At 41.8% G+C, this 14450-nt stretch carries 16 protein-coding genes; 14 read left to right on the top strand and 2 right to left on the bottom strand.

What is annotated here, in order from left to right:
* Positions 1–296 precede the first annotated feature (296 nt).
* From ATE37_RS08845 to yaaA, 5 genes are all read left to right on the top strand, one after another.
* Positions 297–2993 (top strand): cation-translocating P-type ATPase, encoded by a 2697-nt coding sequence (locus ATE37_RS08845; protein WP_084868761.1) that lies wholly within the window; start codon positions 297–299, stop codon positions 2991–2993.
* A 104-nt stretch (positions 2994–3097) separates the two neighbouring features.
* A complete protein-coding gene (locus ATE37_RS08840; RefSeq protein WP_084868760.1) occupies positions 3098–3508 on the top strand; it encodes a peptide deformylase in 411 nt (136 codons plus the stop codon).
* Positions 3509–3519: 11 nt separating this feature from the next.
* The gene (locus ATE37_RS08835; protein ID WP_084868759.1) at positions 3520–5115 is read left to right on the top strand and encodes a hypothetical protein; all 1596 of its coding nucleotides are present in this window, start codon (positions 3520–3522) and stop codon (positions 5113–5115) included.
* An 86-nt stretch (positions 5116–5201) separates the two neighbouring features.
* Complete coding sequence (locus ATE37_RS08830; RefSeq protein WP_002874755.1) at positions 5202–5333, top strand: DUF3953 domain-containing protein; 132 nt, start codon at positions 5202–5204, stop codon at positions 5331–5333.
* Positions 5334–5412: 79 nt separating this feature from the next.
* Positions 5413–6141, top strand: a complete 729-nt coding sequence (yaaA, locus tag ATE37_RS08825; RefSeq protein WP_084868758.1) for a peroxide stress protein YaaA — start codon at positions 5413–5415, stop codon at positions 6139–6141.
* 31 nt (positions 6142–6172) lie between these two features.
* Here yaaA and ATE37_RS08820 read toward each other — a convergent pair whose 3' ends face one another.
* Entirely contained in the window at positions 6173–6721 is a 549-nt protein-coding gene (locus ATE37_RS08820; protein WP_084868757.1) for an NADPH-dependent FMN reductase, read from the bottom strand.
* Between the two features lie 91 nt (positions 6722–6812).
* Positions 6813–7259: a MarR family winged helix-turn-helix transcriptional regulator gene (locus ATE37_RS08815; RefSeq protein ID WP_025172773.1), complete on the bottom strand. Its 447-nt coding sequence runs from the start codon at positions 7257–7259 to the stop codon at positions 6813–6815.
* A 118-nt stretch (positions 7260–7377) separates the two neighbouring features.
* Here ATE37_RS08815 and ATE37_RS08810 point away from each other — a divergent pair, with 118 nt between their 5' ends.
* The 9 genes from ATE37_RS08810 (at position 7378) to ATE37_RS08770 (ending at position 14087) form a co-directional block, all read left to right on the top strand.
* Positions 7378–7854 (top strand): cell wall elongation regulator TseB-like domain-containing protein, encoded by a 477-nt coding sequence (locus ATE37_RS08810; protein ID WP_070800033.1) that lies wholly within the window; start codon positions 7378–7380, stop codon positions 7852–7854.
* A gap of 9 nt (positions 7855–7863) precedes the next feature.
* The gene (locus tag ATE37_RS08805; protein WP_084868756.1) at positions 7864–9045 is read left to right on the top strand and encodes a pyridoxal phosphate-dependent aminotransferase; all 1182 of its coding nucleotides are present in this window, start codon (positions 7864–7866) and stop codon (positions 9043–9045) included.
* Positions 9045–9416 (top strand): VOC family protein, encoded by a 372-nt coding sequence (locus tag ATE37_RS08800; protein WP_007516973.1) that lies wholly within the window; start codon positions 9045–9047, stop codon positions 9414–9416. Before ATE37_RS08805 ends, ATE37_RS08800 begins: the two co-directional genes overlap by 1 nt.
* Positions 9417–9429: 13 nt before the next feature.
* Complete coding sequence (gene asnS / locus ATE37_RS08795) at positions 9430–10773, top strand: asparagine--tRNA ligase (RefSeq protein WP_084868755.1); 1344 nt, start codon at positions 9430–9432, stop codon at positions 10771–10773.
* A 125-nt stretch (positions 10774–10898) separates the two neighbouring features.
* Positions 10899–12104 carry an MFS transporter gene (locus ATE37_RS08790; RefSeq protein ID WP_084868754.1) on the top strand — a complete coding sequence of 402 codons (1206 nt, stop codon included), beginning with the start codon at positions 10899–10901 and terminating at the stop codon, positions 12102–12104.
* Between the two features lie 135 nt (positions 12105–12239).
* Positions 12240–12530: a 30S ribosomal protein S6 gene (gene rpsF, locus ATE37_RS08785; RefSeq protein WP_001151775.1), complete on the top strand. Its 291-nt coding sequence runs from the start codon at positions 12240–12242 to the stop codon at positions 12528–12530.
* Between the two features lie 11 nt (positions 12531–12541).
* Positions 12542–13012, top strand: coding sequence for a single-stranded DNA-binding protein (locus tag ATE37_RS08780; RefSeq protein WP_000609613.1), 471 nt, complete (start codon positions 12542–12544; stop codon positions 13010–13012).
* Positions 13013–13043: 31 nt separating this feature from the next.
* Positions 13044–13283, top strand: a complete 240-nt coding sequence (rpsR, locus tag ATE37_RS08775) for a 30S ribosomal protein S18 (RefSeq protein WP_000068664.1) — start codon at positions 13044–13046, stop codon at positions 13281–13283.
* 294 nt (positions 13284–13577) lie between these two features.
* Positions 13578–14087 carry a GNAT family N-acetyltransferase gene (locus ATE37_RS08770; RefSeq protein ID WP_084868753.1) on the top strand — a complete coding sequence of 170 codons (510 nt, stop codon included), beginning with the start codon at positions 13578–13580 and terminating at the stop codon, positions 14085–14087.
* Positions 14088–14450: the final 363 nt, after the last annotated feature.

The following is a 14450-nucleotide window of genomic DNA, read 5'->3' as shown; positions in this document are numbered from 1 at the left end:
TTCAGTATAAGTAATATTCTTTCATTATACTGGTTTTTGCGGGAAAATTCAAATTTAGTCCTCCTTCATCGAATTTTAATGATTGAAAACTTTTCAAATTTTGATATAATAGTACTACTCAAGGGAGTAGCTGGCAGAAACCTGTGATAGTGTCGTCATTCCGAATTGTATACTGAAAAGTATGTTTTCCGGCACTATCTTAAACAGCGAGACTTGTTATGATTAACAGGTCTCTTTTTGTTTGTCATAAAACTAAAAGAGAACTTGTTTTGCACACAATGTCAAGGAGGAGACACATGTCAAAAGAACAAAAACGCCAAGCGTTTTATACTCAAAGTCCTGAAGAGGTCTTGAAGTCAGTTGAAGCAACTGAGCAAGGTCTTTCGTCAAGCGAAGCACAAAAACGCCAAGCTGAATATGGACGCAATGAACTGGAAGAGGGTGAGAAAAAATCTCTCCTAGTCAAGTTTATCGAGCAATTTAAGGATTTGATGATTATCATCCTAGTTGCTGCGGCTATCTTGTCAGTCGTAACTTCTGGTGGAGAAGATATCGCAGATGCCATCATTATCCTAGCCGTGGTTATCATCAATGCTGCCTTTGGTGTTTACCAAGAAGGAAAAGCAGAAGAAGCCATCGAAGCCCTCAAGTCTATGTCGAGTCCAGCTGCTCGCGTTATTCGTGATGGACACATGGCAGAAATTGATTCCAAAGAATTGGTGCCAGGTGATATCGTAGCTCTCGAAGCTGGTGATGTAGTGCCAGCAGACCTACGTTTGCTAGAAGCTAATTCTCTTAAAATCGAAGAAGCAGCCTTGACAGGTGAGTCTGTTCCAGTTGAAAAAGATTTGACTGTAGAACTCGCTACAGATGCTGGTATTGGTGACCGTGTCAATATGGCCTTCCAGAACTCAAACGTGACCTATGGTCGAGGTCTTGGTGTTGTTGTCAATACAGGTATGTACACTGAAGTTGGTCATATCGCTGGCATGCTCCAAGATGCGGATGAGACAGACACACCACTCAAACAAAACTTGAACGACCTTTCTAAGGTTTTGACCTATGCAATTTTGGTCATTGCCCTTGTTACTTTTGTAGTTGGAGTCTTCATTCAAGGTAAAGATCCACTTGGTGAGTTGATGACATCTGTTGCGCTTGCTGTTGCAGCCATCCCAGAAGGGCTTCCTGCTATCGTGACCATCGTTCTTGCCCTTGGTACTCAAGTTTTGGCAAAACGAAACTCTATCGTTCGTAAGTTGCCAGCAGTTGAAACGCTTGGTTCAACAGAAATCATCGCTTCTGATAAGACTGGTACGCTGACCATGAACAAGATGACCGTCGAAAAAGTCTTCTACGATGCAGCCCTACATGACTCAGCTGATGATATTGAACTTGGCTTGGACATGCCACTACTTCGTTCAGTTGTCTTGGCCAACGATACTAAGATTGATGCTGAAGGAAACCTGATCGGGGACCCAACGGAAACAGCCTTCATCCAGTATGCCTTGGACAAGGGCTATGATGTTAAAGGGTTCTTAGAGAAATATCCTCGTGTTGCCGAGTTGCCATTTGACTCAGATCGTAAACTCATGTCGACAGTTCACCCATTGCCAGATGGTAAATTCCTCGTGGCAGTCAAAGGGGCCCCAGATCAACTCTTGAAACGTTGTGTTGCTCGTGATAAGGCAGGAGATATTGCTCCGATTGATAATCAAGTCACTGAATTAATCCATACAAACAACTCTGAAATGGCTCACCAAGCCTTGCGTGTCCTTGCAGGTGCTTATAAGATTATCGATAGTATTCCAGAAAATCTTACTTCTGAAGAGCTTGAAAACAACTTGATCTTTACTGGTTTGATTGGGATGATTGACCCTGAGCGTGCCGAAGCGGCAGAAGCCGTTCGTGTCGCTAAGGAAGCGGGAATCCGTCCAATCATGATCACGGGTGACCACCAAGATACAGCAGAAGCTATTGCTAAACGTTTGGGAATTATCGACGAAAATGACTCGGAAGACCATGTTTTGACTGGTGCTGAGCTTAACGAACTTTCAGATGAAGAATTTGAAAAAGTCGTTGATCAATACTCTGTTTATGCGCGTGTATCTCCGGAGCACAAGGTTCGTATCGTGAAAGCTTGGCAAAACCAAGGTAAGGTCGTTGCCATGACAGGGGACGGTGTCAACGATGCGCCAGCTCTGAAAACAGCCGATATCGGTATCGGTATGGGAATCACTGGTACAGAGGTCTCTAAAGGTGCTTCTGACATGATCCTTGCAGATGATAATTTTGCGACTATTATTGTTGCAGTTGAAGAAGGACGTAAGGTCTTCTCAAACATTCAAAAGACTATTCAGTACCTACTTTCTGCCAATACGGCTGAAGTATTAACCATCTTCCTATCAACCTTGTTTGGTTGGGATGTCCTACAGCCAGTTCATCTCTTGTGGATCAACTTGGTAACAGATACCTTCCCAGCTATCGCTCTCGGTGTTGAGCCAGCTGAGCCAGGTGTTATGACCCACAAGCCACGTGGACGCAAGTCAAGCTTCTTCTCAGGTGGGGTCATGAGTTCCATTATCTATCAAGGTCTCCTTCAAGGCGCCCTTGTTCTGGCCGTTTATGGTCTTGCCCTTCTTTACCCAGTTCATGTGGGTGACAATCAAGCTATCCACGCTGATGCTCTTACTATGGCCTTTGCAACACTTGGTTTGATCCAGCTCTTCCATGCCTACAATGTAAAATCTGTTTACCAGTCTATTTTGACTGTTGGTCCATTTAAATCTAAAACTTTCAACTGGTCAATCTTGGTTTCATTTATTTTACTAGCATCAACTATTGTTATCGACCCATTAGAAAGCATCTTCCACGTAACCAAACTAGACTTATCACAATGGGGAATCGTTATGGGCGGAAGCTTCTCAATGATACTCATTGTCGAAATCGTTAAGTTTGTTCAACGCAAGCTTGGTTTTGATAAGAACGCGATTTAAAAAGAAAGTCATCTTCGGATGGCTTTTTTTGCATTTGAGGAGAATGGTTAGAAGTTATCCTCTTTTGTGCTATAATAAAGTAAAATGGCAAGGAGCGTAAGAGAATGGAAAAGAAAATTGTCCGAGATGTCTTATTCCTGTCGCAGGTCTCGAAAGCTGCAAGTCAGGAAGACCTTTATCTGGCTAGAGATTTACAGGATACCCTGCTAGCCAATCGCGAGACCTGTGTTGGTCTGGCGGCCAATATGATTGGCGTGCAGAAGCGTGTCATTATCTTTAATCTTGGCTTGGTTCCCATAGTCATGTTTAATCCCGTTCTCCTTTCCTATAAAGGACCTTACGAGACAGAGGAAGGTTGTTTGTCCTTGACTGGGGTACGGCTAACGACTCGTTATGAAACGATTACGGTTTCCTATCGCGATAGCAAGTGGCAGGAACAGACCATTACGCTGACAGGTTTTCCAGCTCAGATCTGCCAGCATGAACTGGATCATTTGGAAGGACGGATTATTTAGGAGGAACTCAGATGAAACGCATACTTTTTGAACTTGTTTTTATCGCAACGACTTGGTATATCTTTTTGCCGCCACTTAATCTTACTAGCTGGGAATTTATCTTTTTCCTATGTGGACATTTGGTGGTGATGGGAATTTTGTTTAGTTTTCGAAGGGATACCAATCCTTTCAAGACAGTTCACGTACGTCATGGAAAGGTTGCCAACGAACTCAATCTAGAAGGGCTTCATTTTAATAAATTAGGTGGAGGATTGTTGCTGGCTGCAGGCCTTATCTTTGCCCTTGCTGGTCTGGTAAGCCTAGTGACCTCTAGCTTTTTCCAAGCAAAAAACTATGCTAATGTGGTGTCTATCACAGAAAAAGACTTTAAAGATTTTCCTAAGAGTGATACCAGTAAGGTTCCAATCCTAGATCGGAGCACTGCAGAAAAGATCGGTGACCGTTACCTGGGCTCTCTGACGGATAAGGTATCCCAGTACGTAGCAGCAGATACTTATACTCAGCTGACGGTTGATGGCAAACCTTATCGGGTGACTCCTTTGGAGTATGCCGACCCGATCAAATGGTTTAATAATCAGTCCAAGGGAATTGGCGAGTATATCAAGGTTGATATGGTGACAGGAAATGCGGAATTAGTGGATTTAAAAACGCCCATGAAGTATTCGGACTCCGAGTATTTTAACCGAGACGTCAAACGCCATCTTCGGATCAAGTACCCAACCAAGATTTTTAAAACGCCATCCTTTGAGGTGGATGATGAAGGCAATCCTTTCTATGTAGCAACCGTTTATCAAAAGCAGTTTGGTCTAGGAGTACCTCGTCCTTCATCTGTCATTATCTTAGACGCTACCAATGGCGAAACCAAGGAATACAACTTGGATGAAGTGCCAGAATGGGTGGATCGTGTCTATCCAGCTGAAGAAACTATCGAGCAAATCAACTACAACGGCAAGTATAAAGACGGCTTCTGGAATGCCTTGATTTCTAAGAAAAATGTTACCCAAACGACAGAAGGCTATAACTATCTTTCTATCGGAAATGACATTTATCTCTACACAGGGGTGACTTCAGCAAATGCTGACGAAAGTAATCTAGGGTTTATCCTTGAAAATATGCGCACTGGTGAAATCACCAAGTACAATCTAGCTTCAGCAACCGAAGAATCAGCCCGTGCTTCTGCAGAAGGAGCAGTGCAAGAGAAGGCCTACAAGGCTACCTTCCCTATCCTTGTTAATCTCAATGACAAGCCTCTCTATATCATGGGCTTGAAGGACAATGCAGGCTTGGTCAAGGAGTATGCATTGGTCGATGCCGTGGAGTACCAAAACGTTATCGTAGCAACTACGGTAGATGAACTCCTCAGCAAGTATGCCAATAAAAACGACCTCGAGCTGGATAATGAAACGGTAGAAAACATCAAGGGAGTGGTTTCAGATCTTAAATCAGCTGTCATCAAAGGTGATACTGTCTACTTCTTCAAAATTGATGGCAAGATTTATAAGGTCAAGGCTTCCGTGTCAGACGACCTTCCTTACCTCGAAAATGGCCAATCCTTTGAAGGTCAAGTTGGAAAAGATAATTATCTCAAGACCTTTAAAGTACAATAATACTCTTCGAAAATCAAATTCAAACTACGTCAGCGTCGCCTTGCCGTACTCAAGTACAGCCTGCGGCTAGCTTCCTAGTTTGCTCTTTGATTTTCATTGAGTATAAAAATAGGTTTTCTCAGTTCAAGGAGAAAAAAGATAAATTCTTATCTATCTTAACAAGCTTAGCTGGCACAGCCCTTGTTCTCGTAGCTATCTGGTTAGGATGGCCAAAATAAACAGACAAACCTCGGTGTGAACCGAGGTTTTTAAGATGAAATTCTTGGTCGTGATTGAAAAATATGCTACACTAACAATATGAAAATTTTAATCCCAACAGCAAAAGAAATGAACACAAACTATCCTTGTATCGAAGCGCTCCCCTTGAGGGAAGAAAGTCAGGCAGTCCTTGATTCACTTGCGCATTACTCAGCTAGTGAATTAGAGACTTTTTATAAGGTATCTGCCGAGAAAGCAGAAGAAGAGTACGCTCATATTCAAGCTCTAAAAGATCACAGGGCTAAACATTATCCAGCCTTGAAACTTTTCGATGGTCTCATGTATCGCCACATCAAACGAGATGAGTTAACCGAGGCTGAACGAACTTATCTTGAAAATCATGTCCTGATTACCTCGGCTTTATACGGTGTTGTCCCTGCCTTATCTCCCATGGCTCCTCACCGTTTGGACTTTCTGATGAAGTTAAAAGTAGCTGGTAAGACTTTAAAGAGTCATTGGAAGTCAGCCTACGATGAGGCCCTACAGGATGAGAACTTGATATTCTCCCTCCTATCATCAGAGTTTGAAACCGTATTTTCGAAGGAAATCAGAGAAAAGATGGTGACCTTCAAATTTATGGAGGACAAGGCAGGTCAGCTGAAAATGCACTCAACTATTTCAAAAAAAGCCCGTGGCGCCTTTTTGACCGCCTTGATAGAGGGGCAAGTCCAAACCGTCGAACAAGCTCGTAAGCTCAGCTTTGCCAATTTTGACTATCGACCTGATTTATCTAGTGACTTAGAACTTGTCTTTGTGAAACAAGCATAAAACCAGCTCGAATGAGCTGGTTTTTGTTTGATTAGTTGATGGCTGCAAGAAGGTTGTCAGCTTGTTTGGCAAGTGATGAAGCAGTTGTTTCTTCTAACACCAATTTTCCGTCTGCCCAAGCAGAGTCATTGACACGAGCAGCTGTAAAGTCACCAACGACTTGTGTACGGATAAATGGCAAGAGGTCTTTGTAAATCGCAAAGAGTTGATCGTGACCGGCATTGGCTACAGATGAGACAGTAACAAACTTGTCTTGGAGGGCAGAAGCGCCACGTGTATCAGACAAGTCAAGGGCGCGAGAGAGCCAGTCAAGCAAGTTCTTTACTGTTCCAGGGATAGAGAAGTTGTAGACTGGAGAGAAGATCCAGATCGCGTCTGCAGCAAGGACTGCTTCACGAGCAGCAGCAACAGCTGAATGAGTTGGAACTTCAAGATCTTGGCTGAAGAGAGGAATAGCTGAGTAATCAAGATAGCTAACTTCCGCTTTTCCAGCAAGTGCTTTTTCAGCTTCGAGGGCCATTTGGTGGTTGAAAGAACCTTGGCGTAGTGAACCGACGATAAATAATACTTTTTTAGACATGTTGTGTCTCCTTTAGTTTAAAATTCAAAGAGTGGACTCTTTTGTTACCATCTATGTTACAACAAATGATACTAATTAGCAATAATTTTGCTCATAAATTTTTAAATTTTTTTAAAATGCGGATTAACTCTTCCTTTTCGCCATCTTCCAAGATGCTGAGTGCTTCTACTATAGAATCGATATGGTCAGGAAGAACCTCTTCGATTTTTCTGCGTCCTGCAGGTGTTAATTTCAGGAAAAAAGAGCGACGATCCTTGGGGTCACAAGTTCTAGAAATCCATCCATCTCGAACCATATTTCGAATGACAACAGTCATGTTTCCAGAAGTGGCTAGCATTTTTTCAATCAAATCCTGAATGCGTAGTTCCCCCTTGCTATAGAGGGTTTCCAAAACTGAAAATTGGGTGGGTGTTAGCCCGTGTTCTTTAGCAGCCTTGGCTTCATATGGTTTAAAAGTCCGTATGGCTTTGTTGAGGACGATAGCTGTTTTTAAGTCTAATTGATTATCGGAAATTTTCTCTTTTAAGTATTGTTTCATAAGGCTATTTTATCAATAATGAGAGAGAAAAACAAGAACTTACATTTTATAGGAAAAGAATCTTAGAATGTTCCCGTCTTCACTTGTAATAAAGAAGGAGAGATGGTAAAATAGACGAGTGAAACTAAGACAGAAAAAAGCAAAAAACAAGCTACTTTTACAGTATGGAATCGGCATTGCTCTGGTAGTACTAGTCATGACCACTTCCTTCCTTTATCTGATATCACTCAGCATGAAACCCTATCAAGATGCTAGAGTTGAGGGAGAAAAACTAGCCAAGCAGTATGCAGAATTGGAAAAGGCAGATCAGGTTGATTTTTATAATGGACTAGAAGGTTATTACAGCGTTTTAGGACATAATAAAAAGCAAGAGGCCATTGCCGTACTGATTGAAAAGAATGACCACAAGATTTATGTTTATCAGCTTGATAAGGGGATTTCTCAAGACAAGGCAGCGACGATTTCGAGGGAAAAAGGAGCTAGCGACATTGACAAGATTACTTTTGGTCGCTATCAGGACAAGCCGATTTGGGAAGTTAAGTCAGGAAACCAGTACTATCTGGTTGACTTTGAAACAGGAGCAGTGATCCAATAAGGAGGGTATATGAAACTATCCAAACGTGTACTAGAAATGGAAGAAAGCGTCACTCTAGCTAGTGATGCAAGAGCCAAAGCATTAAAAGCTCAGGGAAAGGATGTTCTTTTCTTAACCTTGGGACAGCCTGATTTTCATACTCCTGAAAACATTCAGGATGCAGCGGTAGAAGCGATTCGAGATGGACGAGCTTCCTTTTATACAGTTGCTTCAGGCCTACCCGAGTTAAAAGCGGCGGTTAATACCTATTTTGAACGCTATTATGGGTATTCTGTCGCAGCCAACGAGGTTACTTTTGCCACTGGTGCCAAGTTCTCTCTCTACACCTTCTTTATGGCTGTGGTCAATCCCGGCGATGAGGTCATCATCCCTACACCATACTGGGTCAGTTATGGAGACCAGGTCAAGATGGCAGAAGGTGTGCCAGTCTTTGTCCAGGCCAAGGAAGACAATCACTTTAAAGTAACAGTAGAGCAGCTAGAAGCAGCCCGAACAGATAAGACCAAGGTCTTGGTTCTCAATTCGCCATCGAATCCGACTGGTATGATATACTCTCGCGAGGAACTTTTGGCTATCGGAAATTGGGCTGTTGCGCATGATGTCCTTATCCTAGCAGATGATATTTACGGTCGTCTGGTTTATAACGGGAATGAGTTTGTTCCAATCTCTAGTCTGTCAGAAGCCATTCGCAAGCAAACCATCGTCATCAACGGTGTATCTAAGGCCTATGCCATGACTGGTTGGCGGGTAGGTTATGCTGTGGGAAATCCTGAAATTATCGCTGCTATGAGCAAACTAACAGGACAAACAACCTCTAACCTGACTGCCGTATCGCAATATGCTACCATTGAAGCCCTGACTGGGCCACAAGACTCTGTCGAAACCATGCGCCAGGCTTTTGAGGAACGTTTGAATACCATTTATCCTCTCTTGTGCCAAGTGCCAGGATTTGAAGTTGTCAAGCCTCAAGGAGCCTTCTATCTCTTCCCAAATGTTAAGAAAGCGATGGAGATGAAGGGTTATACAGATGTGACAGAGTTTACAACAGCTATTCTCGAAGAAGTCGGACTGGCCTTGATTACAGGAGCTGGGTTTGGAGCACCAGAAAATGTTCGTCTCAGCTATGCCACAGACTTGGATACATTAAAAGAAGCTATTCGCCGTTTGCATCAGTTTATGGAGGAATTATAATGATAGATCATTTTACCCTTAAGGTAAAGAATTTAGAAGTTTCTAAAGCTTTCTATCAAGCTACTTTAGCTGCTTTAAATTATCACCTTCAATTTGATACGGGGCAGGTCGTTAGTTTCACAGAACCGCGAGATGTGGATCCAGGTGGTGATTTTTGGCTAAATGTTGGCCAACAAGAGCCGATGCATTTTGCCTTTAGTGCTCAAACTTGTCAAGAAGTAGATGCTTTCTATCATGCAGCTTTGGCTGCTGGAGGAAAGGATAATGGTGCACCTGGCGAACGTAAAAATTACCATGTGGGATACTATGCTGCGTTTATTATTGACCCAGATGGAAATAACATAGAGGCAGTTTGCCATAAAGAAGAATAGAAAAGGAAAAATAATGACAAAACGTGTAACAATCATCGAAGTAAAAGACTACGTTGGTCAAGAAGTGACCATCGGAGCCTGGGTTGCCAACAAATCTGGAAAAGGGAAAATTGCCTTCTTGCAATTGCGTGATGGAACGGCCTTCTTCCAAGGTGTAGCCTTTAAACCAAACTTTGTAGAAAAATTTGGTGAAGAAGTGGGACTTGAGAAGTTTGATGTCATCAAACGCTTGAGCCAAGAAACTTCTGTTTATGTGACAGGAATTGTCAAAGAAGACGAACGTTCTAAGTTTGGCTATGAGTTGGATATTACAGACATCGAAGTGATTGGTGAATCTCAAGACTACCCAATCACACCAAAAGAACACGGAACAGACTTCTTGATGGACAACCGTCACTTGTGGCTCCGCTCTCGTAAGCAAGTAGCGGTTATGCAAATCCGTAACGCGATTATCTATGCGACTTATGAGTTTTTCGACAAGAATGGATTCATGAAGTTTGATAGCCCAATCCTTTCAGGAAATGCAGCAGAAGATTCAACAGAACTTTTTGAAACAGACTACTTTGGAACGCCAGCCTACTTGAGCCAATCAGGTCAGCTTTATCTTGAAGCGGGTGCTATGGCTCTTGGCCGTGTCTTTGACTTTGGTCCAGTATTCCGTGCTGAAAAATCAAAAACGCGCCGTCACTTGACTGAGTTCTGGATGATGGACGCTGAATACTCATACTTGACACACGATGAGTCACTTGACTTGCAAGAAGCGTATGTAAAAGCCCTTCTTCAAGGTGTTCTAGATCGTGCGCCTCAAGCCTTGGAAACCTTGGAACGTGATACAGAGCTCTTGAAACGCTACATTGCAGAGCCATTCAAACGAATCACTTACGATCAAGCCATTGACCTCTTGCAAGAGCATGAAAACGATGAAGATGCTGACTACGAACACCTTGAGCATGGTGATGACTTTGGTTCACCACATGAAACTTGGATCTCAAACCACTTTGGTGTGCCAACATTTGTCATGAACTACCCAGCAGCTATCAAGGCCTTCTACATGAAACCAGTTCCTGGAAATCCAGAGCGCGTGCTTTGTGCAGATTTGCTTGCTCCAGAAGGCTATGGAGAAATCATTGGTGGTTCTATGCGTGAGGAAGACTACGATGCCCTTGTAGCTAAGATGGATGAACTTGGTATGGATCGTACAGAGTATGAATTCTACCTTGACCTTCGTAAATACGGTACAGTTCCACATGGTGGATTTGGTATCGGTATTGAACGTATGGTCACTTTCGCAGCAGGTACAAAACACATCCGTGAAGCTATTCCATTCCCACGTATGTTGCACCGTATCAAACCATAAAACAAATCAAAACGCCCTAGGGGCGTTTTTTCAAAGTAGAAGAAGGAAGAGGTGGAGATCTTGTAAAGCACAGCTTAACAAGTGACAAACACAAAGATACAAATACACTTGTTAAAGGAGAAACTATGTTTAAACGAAATTACCGGAAGAATATCGGTCTCATGGCTGGTGTGGAATTTTTTGCCTTTCTGGGCATTACCAGCTTTTGGATTCTATTTCTCAGTCAAAACGGGATGTCGCTTTGGCAGATTGGCTTATTGGAAAGTATTTTTCATGCCACCAGTGTCATCTGTGAAATTCCCTCTGGAATGTTAGCTGACCGCTATTCCTATAAAACCAATCTATATTTAAGTCGAATAGCTGGAATTGCGTCGTCTATTCTCATGTTAGCAGGGCAAGGTAATTTTTGGATTTACGCACTCGCTATGGTGGTGAGTGCCTTGTCTTATAATTTTGATTCGGGGACGAGTGCAGCCATGGTTTATGATTCGGCCGTGGAGGCTGGATTAAAAGAGCGCTACTTGTCTATCTCCAGTTTTATGTCAGGAGTCGCAGAAGGGACTCGGTCTTTGGGGACCGTTTTAGCGGGATTTTTTGTCCATGGTCAATTGCACTTGACCTACTATATCATGATTGTTACTTCGATAATCGTTCTTTTCCTAACTTGGATGCTAAAAGAGCCTAGTGTTAAAGCACAAAAATCTGAGCGTCTGACAATGAAAAAAATAATCTGGACTGTCAAAGAGGAGTTGCGGAGAAACCCCAGTCTTTTTAGTTGGATGATTCTTTCCCAAATCATCGGGACACTGATGTGCATGTTTTATTTTTACTATCAAAATCAACTGCCTGACTTAGAAGGGTGGCAGATTTCGATAGTCATGCTGATCGGCAGTGTTTTGAATATCTGTGCAGTTTATCTAGCAAGTAAGATTGGAAAGAGGTATTCAGCCTTAAAACTCTTTCCAATTCTTGTACTCTTGACGGGAGGAACTTATTTGCTTTCCTATTTTGGTACGCCACTGATTTACATTTTGATTTATTGGCTCAGTAACGCCTTATATGCCCTCTTTCAGCCGATTTTTGATAATGATTTACAAAAGCGACTCCCAAGCGAGGTACGGGCAACCATGCTAAGTGTCTACTCTATGATGTTCAGCCTAAGTATGATCATCATTTTTCCTCTGACGGGATGGTTGATTGACTATCTAGGATTTGTAGTAGCCTTCCTTTACTTAGGGCTCGTTTTAGTGCTAGCCAGCTTTTTGCTATTTTTCATTTTGAAAGAGATGACCGGAGCTTTGAAACTGGAAGAGGATGTTATTTCTAAGTAATAAAGTTATTTTTTCACTTTTATCTTTTTTACTTGCTATCTGTCAGTTTTTCTAGTATAATGGTTTATTGTGAGTGAACCTCACTTACCCCTTGCAAAGACTGGGGGTCATTAGACCAAAAGGAGGAACATATCAATGGCTAAATACGAAATTCTTTATATCATTCGTCCAAACATTGAAGAAGAAGCGAAAAACGCTTTGGTAGCACGTTTTGACTCTATCTTGACTGACAACGGTGCAACTGTTGTTGAATCAAAAGACTGGGAAAAACGTCGTCTTGCATACGAAATCCAAGATTTCCGCGAAGGACTTTACCACATCGTTAACGTTGAAGCTAACGACGACGTAGCTCTTAAAGAGTTTGACCGTCTTTCAAAAATCAACGCTGACATTCTTCGTCACATGATCGTCAAACTTGACGCGTAAGAAGGTAGATTATGATTAACAATGTTGTACTTGTAGGGCGTATGACGCGTGACGCTGAGTTGCGTTATACCTCATCAAATGTAGCAGTTGCGACTTTTACTCTTGCAGTAAACCGTACATTTAAGAGTCAAAATGGCGAACGTGAGGCTGATTTCATCAATGTCGTTATGTGGCGTCAACAGGCTGAAAATCTTGCTAACTGGGCTAAAAAAGGCTCTCTTATCGGGATCACAGGTCGTATCCAGACTCGTAGTTACGATAACCAGCAAGGACAACGTGTTTACGTAACAGAAGTCGTGGCGGATAATTTCCAAATGTTGGAAAGCCGCGGAGTGCGTGAAGGACATTCAGGTGGCGCATATTCTGCACCAACTGCTGGTCAATCAGCACCTGCAAACCCAGTACCAGACTTTTCACGTTCTGAAAATCCATTTGGAGCAACAAATCCATTGGACATTTCAGATGATGATTTACCATTCTAATGGACAATTAATACTATAAAGGAGAAAAAACATGGCTCAACAACGTCGTGGCGGATTCAAACGCCGTAAAAAAGTTGATTACATCGCAGCAAACAAAATTGAATATGTTGATTACAAAGATACTGAGCTTCTTAGCCGTTTCGTTTCAGAACGTGGGAAAATCCTTCCTCGTCGTGTAACAGGAACTTCAGCTAAAAACCAACGTAAAGTAACAACAGCTATCAAACGCGCTCGCGTAATGGCTTTGATGCCTTTCGTAAACGAAGATTAAAAAAGAGGTCCGGGTGGACCTCTTTTTCATGAGCTTGAAAATAAGAAAGCGAATTAAGACCCTTACGGGTCTTTTTTTCACGAGCATGGAAATGAGAGAGCGAGTTGGGTCCAGTGGAGCTCTTTTCATGAGCTCGAAAACAAGAAAGCGAATTAAGTCCCTTACAGTAAACAATCAAAAGTAGATATTTGGGGGTCTAGTAGGATTCTATTTTTAGTTTGACAGGTCTTTCTTTTCCTTTTTATCACTATTATCGTGCTATAATAGTGGGAGAAGACTTTTAAGGAGTACCTTATGGAAACAACGTGTCTGATTAGAAAAATGCAAACATCTGATGTTAAAGAACTATCCCAAGGTTTTATCAATCAAGGTTGGCCGGGTAGAGAGGAGATTTTAACTCGATACTTTAAGGAGCAAGAAAGTGGGGAGAGAGAAGTCTTAGTTGCAGAGGTTGAGGGTGCTGTAGCGGGCTACATTACCATTTTGCCCTCTGCTAAACATGGCCCTTTTGCAGAAATCTATCCAGAACTCTCAGATTTCAATGTCTTTGAGCCCTTTCAAAATCAAGGTATTGGAAATCTCTTGATGGAAGAAGCGGAAAAACGAGTTAAGCTCATATCGGATAAGGTGACCCTTGGTGTTGGGCTCCATTCAGGGTATGGGCCTGCCCAGAGATTGTACATCAAACGAGGTTATATTCCAGATGGTTCGGGCGTCTGGCATCAAAATCACAGACCGGCTATGGATGCTATTTGTGAAGATATCGGTGACCTTGTTTTATATCTGTCAAAAGATTTGATTTAAGATAGATCTTATAAGGTTTAACTTTAAAATAGCAAGAAGTCGTAAATCCCTTTTTCATTAGAGAAGGATTTTTTCGTATTAGAAAATGAGATGCATTCTATGAAACGCTAAAATATAATTATCTGAATTGTTAAGAAAAAATAAATATTTAGATAATGGTAAGTTTTAGAATGTTTAAAAAATACTTCACTCAAAAAAATTTTAAGGAAACTTTAAGGTATAAGGTTTACAAGCTGTAAATCACAGTGTTACAAAAATATTACGATTATTTAAAATTAAATTAAATGCAATAATATACTTGGAAAAATTTGACATATAAATTAATTAGCGGTAAAATAATTAAGATAATCAAATTAATTGATT

This window comes from Streptococcus oralis subsp. tigurinus (genome assembly GCF_002093575.1).
GTDB lineage: Bacteria > Bacillota > Bacilli > Lactobacillales > Streptococcaceae > Streptococcus > Streptococcus oralis_CH.
The sequence above is the reverse complement of the archived record's forward strand: the minus strand, read 5'-3'. Positions and strand labels throughout refer to the sequence as shown.